This window comes from Pseudomonas sp. Snoq117.2 (assembly GCF_900110545.1).
Classification (GTDB): Bacteria; Pseudomonadota; Gammaproteobacteria; order Pseudomonadales; family Pseudomonadaceae; genus Chryseomonas; species Chryseomonas benzopyrenica.
In genome coordinates this window covers 1-19,042 of record NZ_FOED01000002.1, presented here as the reverse complement: position 1 = coordinate 19,042, position 19,042 = coordinate 1, and the positions used below count along the sequence as shown (strand labels likewise).

Sequence of the window (19,042 nt, the reverse complement as noted above, 5' to 3'; positions counted from 1 at the left end):
AGGGACGTTACTTGAGATAGCCCGCGCGTTTCATTTCGCGGGTCGTCGAGGTCTGGGCCGCGTTAAGGGCCTGCTCGACGCTCATCTGGCCGGTGAGGGCGGCGGAGAACAGCTTGCCGACCGAGGTGCCGATGGCCTGGAACTCGGGAATGGTCACGTACTGGATGCCGACATAGGGCACCGGCTTGGCCGAGGGATGGGCCGGGTCGGCGTGCTGCATCATCTCCAGGGTGATCTTGGCGAAGGGCGCAGCGCTCAGGTAGGCCTGGCTGTAGGTGGACTGGCGAGTGCCCGGCGGGACGTTGGAGATGCCGTCCTGGTCGGCCACCAGTTGGATGTATTCCTTGGAAGTCGCCCAGGTGATGAAGGTCTTGGCCGCCTCCTTGTGCTTGGCGCTCGCCGGGATCGCCAGCGACCAGGCGTACAGCCAGGAGGAGCCCTTGTCGGTGACCTCGTGGGGCGAGGCGGCGAAGCCGACCTCATCGACCACCTTGCTCTGGCCCTTGTCGGTGGTGAAGGAGCCGGCGACGCTGGCATCCACCCAGAGCGCGCACTTGCCGCTGTTGAACAGCGCCAGGTTCTCGTTGAAACCGTTGCTGGAAGCCCCGGGTGGCCCGTACTTCTTCATGTTGTCGACGTAGAAGTTGGCCGCTGCCGTCCACTCGGGACTGGTCAGTTCGGGGTGCCATTGCTCGTCGAACCAGCGCGCGCCGAAGGCGTTGCCCATCAGGCTGAGCAGCGCGACGTTTTCCCCCCAGCCGGCCTTGCCCCTCAGGCAGAGACCGTATTGCTCCTTGTCCGGCTGGTTGAGCTGGCTGGCGAACGCGGCGAGTTGCGACCAGGTCGGCTTGTCGGGCATCTGCAGGCCGGCGGCCTTGAACAGGTCCTTGCGGTAGTAGGTGACGGTGCTTTCGCCATAGAACGGCAGGGCATAGAGATGGTTGTTGACCGACAGTCCCTGGCGGACCGCCGGGAAGATGTCTTCGACGTCATAGCTGGCAGGCAGGTTGTCGAGCGGCTCCAGCCAGTTCTTGGCCCCCCAGAGCGGGGTTTCGTAGGTGCCGATGGTCAGGACATCGAATTGGCCACCCCCGGTGGTGATGTCGGTGGTCAGCCGCTGCCGCAGCACGTTTTCTTCCAGCACCACCCAGTTGAGCTTGATATCGGGGTGCTGTTTTTCGAAGACCTGGGACAGCCGCTGCATGCGCACCATGTCGCTGTTGTTGACGGTGGCAACGGTGACCGATTCGACGGCCTGGGCAATACCGGTCAACCCGAGACCGGCCAACAGCAGCAAGGCGATAGGGCGCTTCATCTTCTTCTCTCCGTGACTGCCACGACGGGCAGCTTGTTGTTGTTATGAATGGCAGGCCGCCGATATAAATCTGATCTCGACAGGCCCGCTGGAGAGGATTACAACAGCAGGGCCAAGCCGCTGGCTAACCTGGCATTGACCAGTTGCCGATACATTTTTGACCTTGATCGCCGAGCGCAACCAGGTCAAAAAAGCATCGATAGCCAGGCCGACCGGTGTGGGCCTACAAGAACAAGCAGAGGTACATCATGAAGGCGACCGCCTTCCTCGAGGCGCGACCGGCAGAGCTGGAAGTGATCCTTGCCGCGCCCGACCAGAGTTTTCGCTGGTACGAGCACGACTATCCCTATGCCTTGGCGCGTTGGAATCACCATCCCGAGTACGAGATCCATCTGATCCGCCAGGGTAGCGGACGGCTACTGGCCGGCGACTATGTCGGGCCGTTCGCGGCTGGCCACGTGGCCATGATCGGGCCGGACCTGCCGCACGACTGGATCGGCGATCTGCCACCCGGCGAGGTGCTCGCCGGGCGCGATGTGGTCATCCAGTTCAATGGCGAGCTGTTGCGCTCGCTGAGCACCGTGGCTCCCGAGCTGGGCGACTATCTACCTTTGCTGGAACAGGCCAGGCGCGGCCTGGAGTTCAGGGCCAACACGGCCCGGCAGGCGGCTGAATTGATCGAAGCGATGGGCCAGGCCCAGGGCGCCGAGCGCCTGCTCAAGCTATTCGCTTTGCTGGGCCTGCTGTCGCGGGCGCCGGAAAGCGAGCGGATCGTCCTGGCCAGTGCCTGTTATGCGCCGGCGCTGGACGCCCGTAGCGCCGCCCGGGTGCACCAGGCCTTCGACTATCTGCTGAGCGAGCTCACCGAAGATATCCGGCTGCCGGTGATCGCCAGGCGCGTCGGCATGAGCGAGGCGGGGTTTTCACGCTTCTTCAAGAAGGTTACCGGCCACGGCTTCATCGAACTGGCGCGCAAGCTGCGCATCCAGCGGGCCTGTCGTCTGCTGCGGCAGGCGGAGCTGTCCATTGCCACCATCTGCTTCGAGGTGGGCTATTCCAATCTGTCCAATTTCAACCGGCATTTTCGCAACGAGACCGGACAGACGCCCAGCCAGTATCGCCAGGAGCAGATCGGGACGCGGCGTCGGCAGCCGCCTGGGTGAGAGCAGGTGAGGGTGGTTATGCCCTGCGAGGATCCTATAAAGGTAGGCGTAGCTGACGCTCGAGCATCAGCTACGCCAAGCGGAGCCTTATTCCGCGCTGGACGGCTTGGCCCAGAGATTGATATCGCCTTCGACCGCATGGGTATCGATCTCGGCCAGTTCCTCGGCGGTAAAGGTCAGGTTGTCCAGAGCTGCCACGTTTTCCACGATCTGCTCGGGCCGACTGGCGCCGATCAGGGCGCTGGTGATGCGCGGATCGCGCAGGGTCCAGGCCAGGGCCAGCTGCGCCAGGCTCTGGCCGCGGCGCTTGGCGATGGTATCCAGGGCGCGTACTCGGGCCAGGTTCTCGTCGGACAGATGGCCTTGCTGCAGCGACTGGCCACCGGGCTGATTAACCCGGGCCTCGGCCGGAACGCCATTGAGGTACTTGTCGGTCAGCAACCCCTGGGCCAGCGGCGTAAAGGCGATCACGCCACTGCCGATGTCCTCGGTCGCATCCAGCAGATCCTTTTCGATCCAACGATTGAGCAGGTTGTAGGCCGGCTGGTGGATCAGCAGCGGGATCTTCCAGTCGGCCAGCAACTTGGCCATTTCCCGGGTCTTGGTGCCCGAATAGGAGCTGATGCCGATATAGAGCGCCTTGCCTTGCTGGACCGCCGTGGCCAGGGCACTGGCGGTTTCTTCCAGCGGCGTGTGCTCGTCGAAACGGTGCGAATAGAAGATGTCGACGTAATCCAGACCAAGACGCTTGAGGCTCTGATCCAGGCTGGCCAGGACGTATTTGCGCGAGCCGCCACCTTGGCCATAGGGTCCGGGCCACATGTCCCAACCGGCCTTGCTGGAGATGATGAGTTCGTCGCGGTAGGCCGCGAAGTCTTCGCGCAGCAGCCGACCGAAATTGATCTCGGCGCTGCCATAGGGCGGCCCGTAGTTGTTGGCCAGGTCGAAGTGATTGATGCCCAGATCGAAGGCAGTGCGCAGCAAGGCGCGTTGACGATCCAGCGGCGTGGTGTCGCCGAAGTTGTGCCACAGGCCCAGCGACAGCGCCGGCAGCACGAGACCGCTGCGACCCACGCGGCGGTAAGGAATACGGTCATAGCGATCGGAAGCGGCTTGATAAGCCATTGAAAACTCCTCGGGATGGAATACGTGTTGGAAACCCAGGACATTCGCGCGTGGTGATACAGGCAGAGGCGCGACAACCAGAAAGAGCTCCGGGAAAGGACGCCATCCGATTAAAGCTGTCGACGGCGTCTTGTACAAACGGGCGCTGCGGAATTTGCGGTACGGGTGTGGCAAGCGGCGATCTAAATGCCCGAAGCCGTAATGCCAGGCAAAATGACCAGATCGCAGGAAATGGAAGAAAGCAGCCAACGTGAAAAGGCAGCCACTCGATGCAGCACTCCATAACCATAACTTCGCATAATGTATATTATGTTAAATTGGATATGGACGGGAGCTGGTCATTGCCCTTTGCCATCCAATTAGCCCACTGCCTTTCTCCCTTACTGCCAGACCAGGCTCGGCTTCGACTTCCCTACCCTGGCATCGTCGACCAGCTTGTTTTCAATTGCAGCAATTGCTGCTTGTGACGAATCTTCGCTGTGCGAACAAAACCGTCTTTGGCTTGCACCGCTGGACCTGTACACGGCTGCAGAACAATTTCTCGCCGGCATCCAGTGTCACCCGCACGCATCGCTGCTCAGCGTTTCTGCTAAAGGTCGTTCAGCGACGATCCTGAAGACGCGCCTGTTACCGACCGCGCCTTCAGGATCTTTTAGCTCACCGCTGAACGTTCTGGCTGATTGCCGCCAGTCATCCAGCCAAGGCCTGCTCCAGGCGCTGCAAGCGTTTCTGGTAGATCCGACGTGCCGCTAATGCATCTTCCAACGTTACGGCGACGAACCGCGCCTTCTGATTCGGCTGCAGCTGGCCGATCAGATCCAGGTCGCTGCTGATGACCGTGCCGATCATGGCGTAGCCGCCGCCCGACACCGCGTCTCGGTGCAGGACGATAGGTTCGAGGCCCGCCGGTACCTGGATCGATCCGATGGGATAACAGCTGTCGACGATATTGGACGGATCCGAGCCGGCACCAAAGGGTTGTTCGCGCGGCGTGAATGCCAGCGGTCGACCGCCCTTGAATCTATAGCCGATGCGATCAGCTTCGGAGCCCACCGTCCAGGTATCGGCGAAAAAGGCTTCGGCCCCGTCCGCGGTCAGGCGGTGATGATAGAGACCGGGTACGACACGCAAGGTCACTTCGCCGCCGCAGGCCGGTACCAGATCGCTCGGTAACCGAGTTCCAGGCTTGGCAGCTGCCGCTGGCGTTCCGATCGGCAATTCGTCTCCCGCGGCAAGACGTCGACCTTGGAAGCCACCGAGGCCACCCAGCGTATAGGTCGAACGACTGCCCAGCACCTCGGGCACATCGAAGCCTCCGGCCACCGCTAGATAGCCGCGGGCACCGGCCTTGAGGTAATCGAACTTGAGCACCTGGCCGGCCCGCACCATGAAGGCCTCGTCCAGCGGCATTTCGGCGCCGTCCAGGCGTGGCGTCATGCGCGCGCCGCTCATGGCGACCAGGGCGTCCTCGGCGAACTGCAGCTCCGGCCCGAGCAAGGTGCATTCCAGCGCGGCGGCGCCGGGTGCATTGCCCACCAGCAGATTGGCCGCGCGCAAGGCATAGCTGTCCATGGCGCCGGACGGCGGAATGCCCAGGTGATAGTAGCCTTCGCGACCGAGGTCCTGGATCGCGGTGGCCAGGCCGGGTTTGAGTACCTTGATCATGCCGGCTCCTCCATCAGGGTGCGTGGATAGCCGCGGGGATCGTCGAGAAAGGCGTCCAGGGAAAAGTCCACCGGACGGATATTCAGGGTGAAGCTACCCTCCTCTACCTCTGCCAGCATCCGGTCGTATTCCGCGCGGTCGATGGCGCGGAAACGGACGATGTCGCCGGGCCGGAAGAACACCATGTGGTCGTGCAGATAATCGAGGCGCTGCGCCGGATCGTAGATGGGCGCCGGCGTCACACCGAACATCTGGTAGCCGCCGGCGCCCCGTACCGAATAGATGCAGCCGAAGCAGCCGCCGTGGCCGAGGGTCTGCTTGGGCGTGTCGGTGCGGGGCCGCAGGTACTTGGGGACCTGCAGCTGCCGCTCGGGCTCCACCATCTGGAACATGAACGGCAACCCGGCGACGAAGCCCACCATGGAAACGAACCAGGGCGCGCCGCTGTGGGCCGCGATAAAGGCGTCGACGTCGGCCAGGCCGTTGATGCGCGCGGCGTATTCCAGATCGGTGGCGGTCGGATCCTGGTGGCGATCGCGAAAGCGCATCAGCGTCTCGTGGGTCCAGGGATCGTTGTAGAGCACCGGGATCTCGATCAGCCGCGTGGCCAGTTCGCGCTCGGCCACCGCCTGGTCTTCCACGCCCTGGACGGCGGCCAGCAGCCGGTCGGGCGGCAGGACATCGGGATCGAAGCGAATCTGGAAGGAGGCATTGGCCAGGCAGATGTCGTGGATGCCGGGCAACTGCAGCGCCTGCACCGCGCGGGTCATGGCCAGGCCACGGAAAAAGGTCTCCAGGGACATGCTTTCGGACAATTCGACGAACAGGTGCTCGTCGCCGCCAAAGCTGTAGCGGATCGCGGTCGTCATGCGGGAATCTCCTCGGCCAGCCAGTGTTCCAGGGTACCGGTGTCGAAGCAGGCTTCGATCACCCAGGGTTCGTCCAGCAGCCGTCGATGCAGGGATGCGGTGGTGGCCATGCCGGTAAGGCGCAACTCGTCCAGCGCCTGACGCGCACGGGCCAGCGCCTCGGTGCGATCGGCGCCATGGGCGATGAGCTTGGCCAGCAGCGAGTCGTAGTAAGGCGGCACCCGATAGCCGGCATAGAGATGGCTGTCGACGCGGATGCCCGCGCCACGCGGCCAGGCGAGCTGCTCGACCGTTCCGGGACTGGGGAAGAAATTGCGCGCCGGGTCCTCGGCGTTGAGCCTCAGCTCGATGGCCGCGCCCAGCAGATGGATGTCTTCCTGGCGCAGCCGCAGGGGTTCGCCACCGGCGATGCACAGCATGGCCTGGACCAGGTCGATGCCGGTGACCATCTCGCTGACCGGATGCTCCACCTGGATGCGGGTATTCATCTCGATGAAGAAGAACTCGCCTCGGGCTTCGTCGAACAGGTATTCCAGAGTGCCCGCGCCGCGATAGCCGAGACTTTCGGCCAGACGGACCGCGCTGGCGCAGAGGGTCTCGCGCTGGGCAGCGCTCAGCACCGGTGATGGTGCTTCTTCCAGAAGTTTCTGACGGCGACGCTGTAACGAGCATTCGCGTTCGAACAGATGCACCGCGCGCTGGCCATCGCCCAGGATCTGTACCTCTATATGGCGAGCGTGCTCGATGAAGCGCTCCAAATAGAGGGCACCGTTGCCAAAGGCGGCCTGGGCTTCACGTTGAGCGAGGGGAAATTCCCGCGCCAGTTCGGCGGCATCGCGGGCCAGGCGGATGCCCCGGCCTCCTCCTCCCGCCGACGCCTTGATCAGCAGCGGATAGCCCACCGTCTCGGCTGCCGCTATGGCCGCTTCTATATCGGCCGGTTCGGCGGCGGAGCCAGGCACCACCGGCACGCCAGCCGCCAGGGCGGTACGCCGCGCCTCGGCCTTGTCGCCCATGCGGCGAATGATGTCACCCGAGGGGCCGACGAAGATGGCACCGGCCTCCTCCACTGCATCGGCGAAGGCCGCGCTCTCGGCCAGGAAGCCATAGCCGGGATGGACCGCATCGGCACCGCTGTCGTGCAGCGCCCTGAGCAGCGCGTCGATGTTGAGGTAGCTGCGATCCGCCCGCGCTGGGCCGATCACCACCACGGCATCAGCCTGCCGCGCCGCCAGGGAATCCTGGTCCGCCTCGCTGCAGGCTAGCACCGTCTCGATGTTCAAGGCCTTGGCGGCGCGCAGAATACGGACAGCGATCTCGCCACGATTGGCGACCAGCAGACGGCGGATGCCGCCCCCTGTCGTGCTCACGAGTCGGCTCCGCTCAGGGTGGCCAGCAACTGACCCGGCTCGACCGGATCGCCGTCTTCGACCACGAAGGCCGCGAGGGTCCCGGCGACCTCGGCGTGGACCTCCGAGAATTGCTTCATCACCTCGACCAGGCCGATCACGGTACCGGCGGTGACGGTTTCCCCGACATCCACATAGGGCGCCGCATCAGGTGTGGGTTTGCGATAGAACGTCCCGGGCAGGGGCGAGAGCACCGAATGTTCGGCCATGACGATTCCTCTTCTAGGCGATGTTGTCGGAAAGGCAGGCGTAGCTAATAGGTGAAGGATCCGGCGTCTCGGGCGCCAGTATCGAACGCGGAACTAGTCGGCGCGGGGTGCGCGCACGGCGATGCCGGCGGCGTCCAGGCGCTGGCGAATGGCCTGGGCCAGGCCCAGCGCACCAGGGGTATCGCTGTGCAGGCAGATGGATTCGAAGGTCACCTCGACCTCGCCCCCCTCCACCGTGGCGACCCGCCCCTGTTGGCAGGCTCTTAGCACTCGCTCGGCCACCGCCTGGGGATCCAGGGCGCCCACACGCCGGACCAGCACGATGGAGCCGCTGGCGTCGTAGTCCCGGTCGGCATAGAACTCGCGTACCAGGGGCTGACCCAGCTCGCGACCGATGCGCCAGGTGGCGGAGTTGGGCAGGCAATAGAGCAGCAGCTCGGGTTCGAGCCGCTGCAGGGTCTCCACCAGCAGGCGGGCCGCCGTCTCGTCCCGTGCCAGGTGCATGAACAGCGCGCCATGGGGCTTGAGGTGTTGCAGGCGCAAGCCGTGCAAGCGGGCGAATTCACGCAAGGCGCCGAGCTGGTAGACGATATCGGCCACCAGTTCTTCGGCGGGCATCTGCAGCGGGCGGCGCCCGAAGCCCACCAGATCGCGATAGCCCGGATGGGCGCCGATGGCGACATTGCGCGCCTTGGCCTGCAGCACGGTGCGCTGCATGAGGCTGGGATCGCCCGCATGGAAGCCAGTGGCGATATTGGCCGAGCTGACCAGATCGAGCAGCTGGTCGTCCACGCCGTCACCCAGGGTCCAGGCGCCCAGGCCCTCGCCCATGTCGGAATTGAAGTCCACCTCGATCATTGCGGTATTCCCTGGCAGCGGTGCGTTGTCCTCGACCTTATGACTGCCCTGCCCCCTTGGGAAGATTTATTATCCAAGGTTCAACGTTCGGAAAAATCGATACCTCAGGACGATCCCTATGGCCCTAACCCTGCGTCAACTGCGCTACTTTGCCGCGACCGCCGAACTGGGTCAGATCTCCCAGGCCGCCATCCACCTGAACATCTCCCAGTCGGCGGTGACCAGCGCCATCCAGGAACTGGAGGGCCTGCTGGGTGCCAGCCTGTTCGTCCGTTCGGCCCAGGGGATGGCCTTGACCGACGCCGGTCGGCATTTCCTCAACCATGCCTACGGCATCCTGCGCGGGGTCGACGACGCCCTGAGCAGCGCCCTGCCCGACCACCGCGCCAGCGGCGAGCTGCGCATTGCCGCCAGCTACACGGTGATCGGCTACTTCCTCCCCCACCACCTGCAACGCCTGGCACAGCTCTATCCCGAGGTGACGGTGGCGGTGCACGAGCAGGAGCGCCAGGCCATCGAGGAAGCGCTGCTGGACAAGCGTATCGACATGGCGGTGGTGCTGACCGCCAACCTGACCCACGAGGACATCGTCTCCGAGACGCTCTTCAATTCCGAACGCCGACTCTGGCTGCCCAGTGGCCATCCCCTGCGCGATCGACCCAACGTCAGCTTGGCCGACGTCGCCCGCGAGCCCTACGTACTGCTCACCGTCGACGAGGCCGAACAGAGCGCCATGCGCTATTGGCGCCAGTCAGGCCTTGAACCCCAGGTGCGCTTGCGCACCAGCTCGGTGGAGGCCGTACGCAGCATGGTGGCCAACGGCAGCGGCGTGGCCATCCTCTCCGACCTGGTCTATCGCCCCTGGTCCTTGGAGGGCAAGCGCCTGGAAACGCGCACCCTGGTGGAGCCCATCACCCCCATGAGCGTGGGGCTGGCCTGGCACAGGGAGCATCCACTGACGCCGGCCATGCAGGCCTTTCGCAGCTACTTCCACAGCGCCTTTCTGGCGCCCCAGCAGCTGGGCGCACGACGGTGACTGTAGATATAAATCCTCACGATCGAAAGGATTCGATCTGAATAATAGCTTGGATAGCTAAAATCCTCACGACCTTGAGGATTGCACGGGCCATCCCTTTAGCGTTAGCCTGATCCTCACGCTCGTGAGGATAAATCATGCAGGTGCTACTCAAGAATGCCGCCGACCTTGGCGCCCTCGTCCGCCAGGCCCGCAAGGCCCAGGCCTTGCGCCAGGACGATGCCGCCGGCAGTCTCGGCGTCAGTGAAAACTTTCTCGGCAAGGTCGAGCGCGGTGGCGAAACCGTCCAATGGGGCAAGCTGTTCCAGGTGTTGGAAGGCCTGGGCGTGCGCCTGATCGTGGATCTGCCCCCCGAGGTGGAAGCCCAGCCGGATACCCGGACACTATGAGGCGTGAACTCCTGGCCTGGATCGACGACCAGTTGGTGGGTCGGCTGGCTGACGAGAACGGTATCTGGTCGTTCCAGTACGAGCCGGGTTGGCAGGCCTTCGGGCTCTGTCCGCAATTGCCCTTGCAGCGAGAGCCGCTGATCGATGGCAGTTCGCAGCGACCGGTGCAGTGGTACTTCGACAACCTACTGCCTGAGGAAGGCCAGCGGCAACTGCTTGCCCAAGATGCGCGCCTGGATGCCGCCGATGCCTTCGCCCTGCTGAGCTGGTACGGCGCCGAATCCGCCGGCTCCCTTACCCTGCTCGCCGAAGGTCAGCGCCTGCCGCCGGGAGATCGCCGACCCCTGAGCGATGCCGATCTCTCCCGGCGGATCCAGGCCATGCCGCAGTTGCCGCTGACCCACGAGGCGCACAAGCGCATGTCGCTGGCCGGCGCCCAGCACAAGCTGGCGGTGATCCTCGATGAGCAGGGGCTGCAGGAACCCGTGGGCGCCCTGCCCTCGACCCATATCCTCAAGCCGGACCATCCCCACGAGGCCTTCGCCCATTCGGTGATCAACGAGTGGTTCATCATGCGCCTGGCGGGTCTGGCCGGGCTGATGGTTCCCGCCGTCAAACGCCGCTACGTGCCCGAGCCGGTCTATCTGATCGAGCGCTTCGACCGCGTCCGTACCCCGGGCGGCTGGCAACGGCGCCACGGCATCGACGCCTGCCAGGTGCTGGGTCTGGATCGTCATTTCAAGTACCAGGCAGGTAGCGTGGAGCGCCTGGCCGAACTGGCCCGGCTGTGCGAGGCGCCCGCCGTGACCCGGACGCGGCTATTCACCTGGCTGGCCTTCAACGTGCTGGTGGGCAATACGGATGCTCATCTAAAGAATCTGGGCTTTCTGGTCTCACCGCGGGGGCTGGCCCTGGCGCCCTGCTATGACCTGCTCTGCACGGCGGTATACGAGAGCCGCGCTTTCGACCAGCAGCGCTGGCCGGACGCAACCACCCTCGCCTGGCCGATCCTCGGTGAAAACCGGCTGGCGGCCATCGACCGCGAGCGATTGCTGGATGTAGCCGAGGTGCTGGGTATCAAGCGCTCACCGGCTGCTGCCCAGTTGCAACGCCTGCGCCAGCGCCTGTCCCTGCAGGCTCAGCAGTTGCTGGAACAGACCGAGCGGGAAAACCAGGCCCTGGCCGGCGCGCGACCGGAGCTGCGGGCGGTCTTCGCCGGCGAGTTGCGCTGTCTGCGCGCGATCAGGGCGCTGATCGCCGAACAGGTCGAGCGGCTGGCTTGACGGCTACGCTCAAAGTGGCAACACCGCCAGCAGCTGCTCGCGTCTGAGCTGTTGCAGGCGGGCGATCAGCTCGCCCGTGGGCGTGCCGCTCGTGAACTGTTGCAGGCGCTGACCGGCGACCGATCCCAGCCATTCCAGCTCTTTCGAGCCCGCCGGCTCGACCGCCAGCAGCAGGCAGTCACCGCCCAGCCGGGACAACAGCCGTACGATCCGGCTATGCGGACCCTGGGTGAGCCACTCATCGTGCAGCCCGCCGACGTCCTCCAGCTGCAACACCGGGAGGTCGCTGCAGCCGGGCAAGCCGCTGCGCAATTCCGCCGTTACCGCGGGTTCGAGATCGCCATGCAGGATGACCAGCGCCACGGCCGGTCGGAGGTCGTCTACCGCTGTCCAGAATTGGCTCGTCATGCGGGACCTCCTGGTGATCGGTCGTGGCCTGGGTTCAGGCGAAGGCGTTGTGGTAGGCGTTGAGCGCCGGTGCGCCCCCGAGGTGAACATAGAGCACCCGGCTGCCCTTGGCGATCTCGCCACTGCGCGCCATGGCGATCAGCCCGGCCATGGATTTGCCCTCGTAGACCGGGTCGGTGAGCATCCCCTCCATCTGCGCGGTGTAGCGGATGGCCTCGACGGTGGGGCCATCCGGCAGGCCGTAGTCCGGTCCGCAGAACCGTGGCTCGATGATGACGTCCTCGTCGCGGATCTCCTGCTTCAGGCCGATCATCTCGGCGGTGTTGCGCGCGATCTTGGTCACCGCGGCGCGGGTCATCTCGGCGTCCGCCGCCGTGTCGATGCCGATCAGGCGGCGTTCCCGCTCCTGGGCGCGAAAGCCTACCACCATGCCGCCCTGGGTAGAACCGGTACAGGTGGCCGTGACCACGGTATCGAAGAAGAGGCCCTGCTCGCGCTCCTGACCGGCCAGTTCATCGGCGAAATGGGCATAGCCGAGGCCACCCAGGGGATGGTCCGAGGCGCCGGCGGGAATGGCGTAGGGCTTGCCGCCTTCACGCCGTACCTCGTCCAGCGCGCGCTCCCAGGTGGCCTTCACCGCGGTGGAATAGCCCTCGCCTTCCAGCAGCGTCTGGGCACCCATCAGCCGCGACAGCAGGATGTTGCCGACCTTGTCGTAGACCGGGTCTTCCCACTTGGTCCACTCCTCCTGGACCAGCCGGCACTTCATGCCCAGCACCGCGGCGACGGCGGCCACCTGGCGCGTGTGGTTGGACTGGATGTTGCCGATGGAGACCAGGGTGTCGCAGCCCTGCGCCAGCGCATCGGCTGCCAGCCATTCCAGCTTGCGCACCTTGTTGCCGCCATAGGCGAGACCGGAGGAAACGTCGTCACGCTTGGCCCAGAGTTCGATACCGAGGTCCTTCGACATGCGCTCCAGCTTGTGCAAGGGCGACGGGAAATAACCGAGCTTGACGCGGGAAAAACGCTTTTCGAGGTCCAGGGACATAGCAGCGACTCCAGTGATGAGAGAACGCCTTCCATGCTAGGCAAAGCTCTGGAAAAGGTGCTTTCGAATGATCGGCACAAAACCTGCTTTTCTTCTGGATTAGGTGTTTGAACGACAAGACCCTTCAGTCAGAATCCTCTTCCAAAGGAGAATCTTTCGATGAGCGAAAGCGCGGAACTCACTCCGGTCGAACGCAAGATCCTGAGAGCCCTGCAACAGGACGGCCGTCTGAGCAATGCCGAGCTGGCCCGCCAAGTGTCCCTGAGCCCCAGCGCCTGCTGGAATCACACGCGTAAGCTGTTCGACAGCGGCGTCATCACCGGCGTCAGGGCCCATGTGGACCCCAAGGCCGTGCAGCGGGAGACCGCGGTACTGGTAGGGGTGGTGCTGGACCGATCGACCCCGGAATCCTTCCAGGCCTTCGAAGCGGCCGCCCGCGCCCTGCCCCCGGTGTTGGAGTGCTACCTGGTGGCCGGCGACGTCGACTACTTCATCAAGCTCAGGGTCAAGGACATCGCCGCCTTCAATCGCCTGCACAGCGAGCGGCTGATCGCCCTGCCCGGCGTGCGCCAGGTGCGCACCTTTTTCGTGCTGAACGAAGTCAAGACCGAGGGGTTGTTGCCTATCTGATTCGGCGGGTGGCGCTTAGGCAGGGACAGGTGCCGAGCGGCGCCCGTTCAGGATAGCTGTCGGTTTCCGAAATTGTTGCGACATTTTGGAAATACCTAAACCGGAATCAGCCAATGACAGAAATCGACCCAAAGCTGACGGTTTCGGCAGGTTGTTTATGGCCAGAAGTGCCCTTCGCGCTTTCATTAACCTGGATCACGGTAAGTTAGCGTAAGCCAAGTGGTATTGTGGTCAGCCTTGAATCTCGCCGCTTCTATAGGAAATCTCAATATGAACGAGGCAGCCTAGTTGGCCGCAGCGAAGGACCTGGCTACCCGGTAACGCGCCCTGCTTCTGCAGTACGCCAGCACCCAGGTCGCCACTATGCAGGATGCCATAGACATGAAGATCGCCAGTGACGCTGAGGTCTAGGCATTCAGGTCCTGTAAGACCTACCGGGTACCGCTCAACCGCGTGGACAGCATCCGCGCCGTTCCAGCAGAAGGTGATTGGCTCATCAGCTCGGATCCGGCCGCAACGGATCGATACCTATCGGCGAATGGGTAGCCAGTCGTCGCGGTTATGGCCACGGACGGACAAGCGTCGCTGGTGACATGGTATTGCCCTGGAATATCTTCAGCGATCAACAAGCAGGGAAGCTAGCCATGCGGACCGTGGCCCACCACGTTAAGACCTTTCGACGGGAATTCCGACTCATACCTAGCTTCGTCTGGGGATCGCGAATCTTTATCCTCTTCGCCTCATCGATGTTGCTTGTCGTCCTGTCGATAGCGCTTTTCTTCTACCACCACGTCTATCTGCAACTTCCGACCTACGCCAATCTCTCCTATTGGACTCTCTTTTGGGAGATCCCGATGCTGCTGGGCCTCGCCCAGATCCTGATAGAGGTCGACCGGCGTCGCTTCGCCCGAAATCACCCGGGCAAGAGAATCTTGGGCATCCGGCAGGCCATGGCGGCAACGGATCGAGCGAAGCGGCGAATGATCTCCGAACAATTCGCTGGCCGAGAAGACTTTGCCCAGCTGGCCAAAGAGCTCATCGAACAATGGGAGTGGCGTCAGGCTCTTGAGCAACGCGCCGGTAGCCCCGCAACCCTTCGTACACGCCACTTTTTCAGCCTCCCGAGTGCAGGCAATTTCGCGACGTACTTGGGTGGGCTTCTCGCTGTGATAGCGGCAGTGGTCGTGGCCCTCATCGACAAGGAAACGTTCTATCCTGCGATTCCAACACTCTGGTCGGACTTCTCATTCGCCTACTCGGCATTGTTCCAGATAATCGTGGTACCGATAGCCACGTGCGTCCTACCTGTGGCGTGCATTCTCGATATGGTTACCGGACTAGGGCACAGAGCAGTCGAGCGCGCCAACGACGACTATCTCAGCGATGCCGGGTTTTACCGGTACATCAAGGAGCTGGTGCTACTGGAAGAGCAAAAGCAGCGCCGTGGCCTGATGACTACCACCGGGTGGGCATACTGGTCCATCCGCATTGGTACCGCGCCGCTTGGCGACGTACGCCGCTTGTGGCGAAACAAGCGCCGCTCGGTACGGCTGGCGAAACGTCGCCGGTCTAGCGGTTGATAGCCTACCCAGATGCGTTCTATGACCTCCATCGCAAGCGGCGTCGAGTGAATTTGTAGCTCACGGTCCCGGGTCTGCGACACCTAGGCAAGCAGTAGGTGCGCGCATACGAAGCTGGAGAGCACTGTTCCATACCTGGGGATTGAGGTTGATGACACATTAGAAATGGCGGAACAGACTGACGTTTGATCTTGTGTAGCGCCGGCTAAAGTTAGACCAGTCGCTAACTGGCCATTGGCTGCCATCCCCCGACCGCAGCTTTGGGTCGGATAGCGACGGCCCCGCAGCCGTCGCCAGGTCATGCGGCTAAACCTCTGTCTGTTCGGCCATCTCCAGAGCATCGTCCACCTCGATGCCAAGGTACCTGACAGTGCTCTCCAGCTTCGTATGGCCCAGTAAGAGTTGTACGGCCCTAAGGTTCTTTGTCCTGCGGTAGATCAGCGACGCCTTGGTTCGCCGCAGGGTATGGGTTCCGTACAAGGCTGGATCCAAACCAATCGCTGTCACCCAGGCTTTGACGATCCGTGCGTACTGTCGGGTGGAGATATGCTCGGAGTGGGCAAGCCTACTTGGGAACAGGAAATTCTCGCTTCGAAGCTTGGCATGGCGTATCCAAGCCTCCACCGCTGAGCGTGTTTGCTCTGTGATCTCAAACTGCACCGGACGATGAGTTTTTAACTGCATCACGATAGCTCTCGGTGAGACGTGCTCCCCGTGGGCTATGTCCCGCACGCGCAGTCTGGTGAGGTCACAGGCGCGCAGCTTGCTATCGATTGCCAGGTCAAAAAGAGCCAAGTCCCTGGTCTTCTCCGCAAGCTGGAGTCTGACGCGGATAGCCCAGATATCCCTAATCCTGAGCGGGGCTTTCTGACCAACGAGCTTTCCCTTGTTCCAAGGCTCGCGGCTAACGACTGTTATCGCTTTCATGGCTTGTTCTCCTCAGTGAGGGTGTACAAGCATGGGCCCGACCATGGGACGGAGCTATCCGTCCCATCAGCCGGCCACCGAGGTGGAAACGGCCAGAAACGGCCTTCAGTTTCGGATAACGACCCCGGTGACAGATGTGACCACTAGCAGGCTAGGCGATGACGCGTAGTACGCAATCAGATGACACGCGAAATCTAGAGGCTGGTTCGCTATCGCTTTTATTGCTGCAAAGCGGTGAGGCACATATCAGTGGACGCTTGGTCTCACTGCTCGCATGGACTGGCCCAATCTACCATAAAAGTAGATCTTCCTTTCACCGTCGTGAACCGCCCTTGCTTTACAAGTTTCTGCAGCTCTATTTCCGAGTCATCATCCATGACACACGGCTGACCGGAGCGCTAGCGCTTTAGGTTGGACGCCCGAGGGTTGTTCCATGTAATCAGGCGCTCGAGCAGATATGGTTCAGGGCAATCGTTTGCAAGCGCTGACTTGATCCCGGAGGGGAACTTGACATAGAGCAAGCACCATACCGTTGCCGGTGAGCCATATGACGGGGTTCCGCCGTTCAGATCAGAAAGATCCTTTTCAGTACCCCAAAAGCACAAAAGGCTCGCTTGTGCCGGCCGTTAAACAATGCAGAAAGTGGGACGATAACCAACTGTGGATCACGCATTGGAGAAAGCGTCATGGAAAGCTTCTTACCTATACCAGATAGCCCGTCGCGGCAATACCTGCTCTGCGTGCATCGCCACCTCAATGCCCGTCTCCATGAGCTTCACCGATTAAGGATGGATGACCCTAAGCTGGCTAAGATTCTCCGAGAATTCGAAGACCTCACTCAGCTCACCAAGGAATTGGTAGAGGAGGTAGCGATAAGACTAGCGACTGAGCACATCTCCCCTACATAGCAGGAAAGCTTCCCACTGAAAAAATTGCTTAACGCTTACGCTTGATCGAAGCGTACCTGGCGCAGGTAGCCTGGACGCATCGATCATATAAGGATGAAGCCATGCGTTATGAAGTTGAGCAGCTAAGGTTACATGCCTACGTCCAGGCGTTTTTCCCATCCGATTTCGAAGTGTCCCTTAGACGAAGCCTTCATGATCCGGATGATCGGGTCCTTATCGTTCGAAACCGCATTACCGGTAAGACAGCCTCTTATAAGGGGTCGGCATTATCGATCCTTGACATCTGCTCGATGGAATCCATTGCGGCCAGTATCCGCGGCGAACTTTGCCCGTAGGCCACTAAAACGCGTACATGGCTCACCGATTGCGCGCGACAGAGGATGGAGCGGAAAGGCGAAAGTAGAAGACTAGCAATGAAAAAGTCGGCGCTAGTGATGCCGCTACGAATTAGAAAGATAGAAGGCATGGGAAGGGCAGTGCCATCCATAGCGCGCTCGGACTAAACGCATCAAGCAGATCACTGCCAATGCCGCCATCCGCCCCATTTGCTCACAGGACTGGCGCCGGACCACCAAGGTTGCTTTGACTGCCCAGAAGACGCCAGCGCCTGCAGTGAAGGCGAACGTAATTGCGGCCGCCGCCAAGATTAGTCGCAATGGAGAGGTAGCCGCATTGCAGGAAGCTTACGGTGAAGTCAGGACAGATAGACCCAGCCAGTCTCAGACCGAGCAGCAGGAAGAAAGCTGGTTGGCTCTACGCCCGGAGCCCCGCTAGAAAGCGACGAGTATAGGTTGAGGCGATAAAGACCGCGTCCAGGGCTAGCAACACCGCTAGCTTCTCGTGGCTAACATATCGACTCCTACGAAATTGTAGATAGCCGCTCGCGAATATAATCGTCTTTATGGATTGTCTGTGCATCAAAGGAGATTGTGAGTGCGCGATTGTTGGAGGGCGAATAAAAGTGCGCGAAGATAGCGCCATCAGGAGCGGGTGGACTTACTAGCAACGTATAGTTAATGAGTTTGCGTGACAGTTTACTTGCTAATTGTTGCGAGTGGGCAAGCGTATAGTGAGGACTCATATGCATTACCTTGGTCTATTTTGAAGAAAATTTCTAGTGAGACACATTAATCAATATATCATAATCTTAAGTATGCTGCAGCTTCTCCAGCAGCCGATCAATAGTCGCGCGGCTAAACGAAGAATAGCACTTTTTAATATCAATCACATGCTGCCGCTGGGCGGACGCAAGACTCCTATTAAGCTTTTCAAGAATAGCAAATACATGAGGCTGCTTTAAACGCGGATGTTCAGGCAATTCCGAAGGTTCTGACCATGCTGTAACAATGGATATATTACTGCTTGCGCGGTGACTCTCATGCATGCTAGTTGTCTCTAAGCTTTTATGAGTCGCTCATCAAGCGATAATTGCGCTTTGGTAGCATGAGCCCACCACTCAACTCCGGAATGCGATTCTCTTCAATAGCAAGCCTAATTTTCAATTCTTCGACTAAATCAAGAACTCTCGCTGTAATGTACTCGAAGTGACGTAATTGCTGCTGAAAGTCAGGGCTTCTAACGTCCATAGCACGCAGGCGGTCAATTTTTTGTGACAAGAGGACATGAACGCCAAGTAAATAATCTCGATCAAGAGATGCAGGTATAGGAAGATAACGAGTCATCGACGAGCTCCCGAGCAGTACCTATTGCTGTAAAAGATATCGTGATAACGAGGAGCACGTTCTACCACTAGTCGCCGACAAGCAATGTCTCGATTGGTCATTTACATGTTGACAGGTGTAAATATTCTGCCCCCATGAGGCGCGGCGCGTTTTTAGGTCCTGATTGTGAAATTAGCGTGAAATACAGGTGAAATTTCCAGATTAAAAACTCTTCGAGCTAGCGCAGTTGCATCTACAGATCAGTTTGCCGCTCCCTGCAATCAGACAGGCGGGCGTATAGACCTCACTTGCATTTGCCGCGCTATTTCAGGTGGGCACAGCAGCTCTCCGCAGTGACTAAGTCGCCGGAGACGCCGCCGATCTTGGAAGTCAGCAGACGCCGGTGGTGGCCAGGGAATCAAAGTCATCGCAGATCCAAATGTCTGATCGACACAGGGAAGCACAGGTCCCGCAGCCAGCGGACGTGCTCAACTAAGGCAGGTCAAGAGAGACGGTGTTGGCGATCAATTGCGGGCCTGAACGGCAGCTATGGGTCGAT

General features: G+C 61.3%; 17 protein-coding genes and 1 pseudogene. 7 read left to right on the top strand and 11 right to left on the bottom strand.

Going from position 1 to position 19,042, the window contains the following annotated elements; all coding sequences use genetic code 11:
• Positions 1-7: 7 nt before the first annotated feature.
• Positions 8-1,315, bottom strand: coding sequence for an ABC transporter substrate-binding protein (locus BMZ43_RS06025; protein ID WP_093251044.1), 1,308 nt, complete (start codon positions 1,313-1,315; stop codon positions 8-10).
• 248 nt (positions 1,316-1,563) lie between these two features.
• Between BMZ43_RS06025 and BMZ43_RS06020 the strand changes: the two genes are divergently transcribed.
• Positions 1,564-2,478: an AraC family transcriptional regulator gene (locus tag BMZ43_RS06020; RefSeq protein ID WP_093251038.1), complete on the top strand. Its 915-nt coding sequence runs from the start codon at positions 1,564-1,566 to the stop codon at positions 2,476-2,478.
• Between the two features lie 87 nt (positions 2,479-2,565).
• Here BMZ43_RS06020 and mgrA read toward each other — a convergent pair whose 3' ends face one another.
• The 6 genes from mgrA to BMZ43_RS05990 form a co-directional block, all read right to left on the bottom strand.
• On the bottom strand, positions 2,566-3,603 hold the full coding sequence (gene mgrA, locus BMZ43_RS06015) for an L-glyceraldehyde 3-phosphate reductase (RefSeq protein WP_093251036.1): 1,038 nt from the start codon (positions 3,601-3,603) through the stop codon (positions 2,566-2,568).
• A gap of 690 nt (positions 3,604-4,293) precedes the next feature.
• Positions 4,294-5,268 carry a 5-oxoprolinase subunit C family protein gene (locus BMZ43_RS06010; RefSeq protein WP_064308711.1) on the bottom strand — a complete coding sequence of 325 codons (975 nt, stop codon included), beginning with the start codon at positions 5,266-5,268 and terminating at the stop codon, positions 4,294-4,296.
• Positions 5,265-6,137: a 5-oxoprolinase subunit B family protein gene (locus BMZ43_RS06005; protein ID WP_064308712.1), complete on the bottom strand. Its 873-nt coding sequence runs from the start codon at positions 6,135-6,137 to the stop codon at positions 5,265-5,267. The genes BMZ43_RS06010 and BMZ43_RS06005 overlap by 4 nt, the downstream gene beginning before the upstream one ends.
• The gene (locus BMZ43_RS06000; RefSeq protein ID WP_064308713.1) at positions 6,134-7,507 is read right to left on the bottom strand and encodes an acetyl-CoA carboxylase biotin carboxylase subunit; all 1,374 of its coding nucleotides are present in this window, start codon (positions 7,505-7,507) and stop codon (positions 6,134-6,136) included. Before BMZ43_RS06000 ends, BMZ43_RS06005 begins: the two co-directional genes overlap by 4 nt.
• A complete protein-coding gene (locus BMZ43_RS05995; protein ID WP_064308714.1) occupies positions 7,504-7,755 on the bottom strand; it encodes an acetyl-CoA carboxylase in 252 nt (83 codons plus the stop codon). Before BMZ43_RS05995 ends, BMZ43_RS06000 begins: the two co-directional genes overlap by 4 nt.
• Before the next feature lie 93 nt (positions 7,756-7,848).
• Complete coding sequence (locus tag BMZ43_RS05990; RefSeq protein ID WP_064308715.1) at positions 7,849-8,613, bottom strand: 5-oxoprolinase subunit PxpA; 765 nt, start codon at positions 8,611-8,613, stop codon at positions 7,849-7,851.
• Between the two features lie 118 nt (positions 8,614-8,731).
• On the opposite strand from BMZ43_RS05990, the gene BMZ43_RS05985 reads away from it, so the two are divergent.
• The 3 genes from BMZ43_RS05985 (at position 8,732) to BMZ43_RS05975 (ending at position 11,321) form a co-directional block, all read left to right on the top strand.
• The gene (locus BMZ43_RS05985; protein ID WP_064308716.1) at positions 8,732-9,649 is read left to right on the top strand and encodes a LysR family transcriptional regulator; all 918 of its coding nucleotides are present in this window, start codon (positions 8,732-8,734) and stop codon (positions 9,647-9,649) included.
• Between the two features lie 137 nt (positions 9,650-9,786).
• Positions 9,787-10,038 carry a helix-turn-helix domain-containing protein gene (locus BMZ43_RS05980; RefSeq protein WP_064308717.1) on the top strand — a complete coding sequence of 84 codons (252 nt, stop codon included), beginning with the start codon at positions 9,787-9,789 and terminating at the stop codon, positions 10,036-10,038.
• Positions 10,035-11,321 carry a HipA domain-containing protein gene (locus tag BMZ43_RS05975; protein WP_064308718.1) on the top strand — a complete coding sequence of 429 codons (1,287 nt, stop codon included), beginning with the start codon at positions 10,035-10,037 and terminating at the stop codon, positions 11,319-11,321. Before BMZ43_RS05980 ends, BMZ43_RS05975 begins: the two co-directional genes overlap by 4 nt.
• Positions 11,322-11,330: 9 nt before the next feature.
• Here the strand turns inward: BMZ43_RS05975 and BMZ43_RS05970 are convergent, their stop codons facing one another.
• Positions 11,331-11,729, bottom strand: a complete 399-nt coding sequence (locus tag BMZ43_RS05970; RefSeq protein WP_064308719.1) for a hypothetical protein — start codon at positions 11,727-11,729, stop codon at positions 11,331-11,333.
• A 34-nt stretch (positions 11,730-11,763) separates the two neighbouring features.
• Positions 11,764-12,771: a 1-aminocyclopropane-1-carboxylate deaminase gene (locus BMZ43_RS05965; RefSeq protein ID WP_201785584.1), complete on the bottom strand. Its 1,008-nt coding sequence runs from the start codon at positions 12,769-12,771 to the stop codon at positions 11,764-11,766.
• A 165-nt stretch (positions 12,772-12,936) separates the two neighbouring features.
• Here BMZ43_RS05965 and BMZ43_RS05960 point away from each other — a divergent pair, with 165 nt between their 5' ends.
• The 3 genes and pseudogenes from BMZ43_RS05960 to BMZ43_RS26015 form a co-directional block, all read left to right on the top strand.
• Positions 12,937-13,407 (top strand): Lrp/AsnC family transcriptional regulator, encoded by a 471-nt coding sequence (locus BMZ43_RS05960; protein ID WP_064308720.1) that lies wholly within the window; start codon positions 12,937-12,939, stop codon positions 13,405-13,407.
• Between the two features lie 593 nt (positions 13,408-14,000).
• Positions 14,001-14,987, top strand: coding sequence for a hypothetical protein (locus tag BMZ43_RS26460; RefSeq protein ID WP_177344779.1), 987 nt, complete (start codon positions 14,001-14,003; stop codon positions 14,985-14,987).
• Positions 14,988-15,092: 105 nt separating this feature from the next.
• A pseudogene (locus BMZ43_RS26015) lies at positions 15,093-15,176 on the top strand (integrase); the annotation flags it as partial.
• A gap of 117 nt (positions 15,177-15,293) precedes the next feature.
• Here the strand turns inward: BMZ43_RS26015 and BMZ43_RS05950 are convergent.
• Both BMZ43_RS05950 and BMZ43_RS26010 read right to left on the bottom strand, forming a co-directional pair.
• Entirely contained in the window at positions 15,294-15,914 is a 621-nt protein-coding gene (locus tag BMZ43_RS05950; protein ID WP_093251033.1) for a tyrosine-type recombinase/integrase, read from the bottom strand.
• A 2,311-nt stretch (positions 15,915-18,225) separates the two neighbouring features.
• The gene (locus BMZ43_RS26010) at positions 18,226-18,504 is read right to left on the bottom strand and encodes a hypothetical protein (protein WP_143075235.1); all 279 of its coding nucleotides are present in this window, start codon (positions 18,502-18,504) and stop codon (positions 18,226-18,228) included.
• Positions 18,505-19,042: the final 538 nt, after the last annotated feature.

What these genes read in the sequence shown, in the direction of transcription:
- BMZ43_RS06005 (WP_064308712.1), bottom strand. Translation starts at nt 6,137, where the DNA reads ATGACGACCGCGATCCGCTACAGCTTTGGCGGCGACGAGCACCTGTTC.
- BMZ43_RS26460 (WP_177344779.1), top strand. Translation starts at nt 14,001, where the DNA reads ATGGTATTGCCCTGGAATATCTTCAGCGATCAACAAGCAGGGAAGCTA.
- BMZ43_RS05995 (WP_064308714.1), bottom strand. Translation starts at nt 7,755, where the DNA reads ATGGCCGAACATTCGGTGCTCTCGCCCCTGCCCGGGACGTTCTATCGC.
- BMZ43_RS06010 (WP_064308711.1), bottom strand. Translation starts at nt 5,268, where the DNA reads ATGATCAAGGTACTCAAACCCGGCCTGGCCACCGCGATCCAGGACCTC.
- BMZ43_RS05990 (WP_064308715.1), bottom strand. Translation starts at nt 8,613, where the DNA reads ATGATCGAGGTGGACTTCAATTCCGACATGGGCGAGGGCCTGGGCGCC.
- BMZ43_RS05980 (WP_064308717.1), top strand. Translation starts at nt 9,787, where the DNA reads ATGCAGGTGCTACTCAAGAATGCCGCCGACCTTGGCGCCCTCGTCCGC.
- BMZ43_RS26010 (WP_143075235.1), bottom strand. Translation starts at nt 18,504, where the DNA reads ATGACTCGTTATCTTCCTATACCTGCATCTCTTGATCGAGATTATTTA.
- BMZ43_RS05950 (WP_093251033.1), bottom strand. Translation starts at nt 15,914, where the DNA reads ATGAAAGCGATAACAGTCGTTAGCCGCGAGCCTTGGAACAAGGGAAAG.
- BMZ43_RS06020 (WP_093251038.1), top strand. Translation starts at nt 1,564, where the DNA reads ATGAAGGCGACCGCCTTCCTCGAGGCGCGACCGGCAGAGCTGGAAGTG.
- mgrA (WP_093251036.1), bottom strand. Translation starts at nt 3,603, where the DNA reads ATGGCTTATCAAGCCGCTTCCGATCGCTATGACCGTATTCCTTACCGC.
- BMZ43_RS06025 (WP_093251044.1), bottom strand. Translation starts at nt 1,315, where the DNA reads ATGAAGCGCCCTATCGCCTTGCTGCTGTTGGCCGGTCTCGGGTTGACC.
- BMZ43_RS05985 (WP_064308716.1), top strand. Translation starts at nt 8,732, where the DNA reads ATGGCCCTAACCCTGCGTCAACTGCGCTACTTTGCCGCGACCGCCGAA.
- BMZ43_RS05970 (WP_064308719.1), bottom strand. Translation starts at nt 11,729, where the DNA reads ATGACGAGCCAATTCTGGACAGCGGTAGACGACCTCCGACCGGCCGTG.
- BMZ43_RS05975 (WP_064308718.1), top strand. Translation starts at nt 10,035, where the DNA reads ATGAGGCGTGAACTCCTGGCCTGGATCGACGACCAGTTGGTGGGTCGG.
- BMZ43_RS05960 (WP_064308720.1), top strand. Translation starts at nt 12,937, where the DNA reads ATGAGCGAAAGCGCGGAACTCACTCCGGTCGAACGCAAGATCCTGAGA.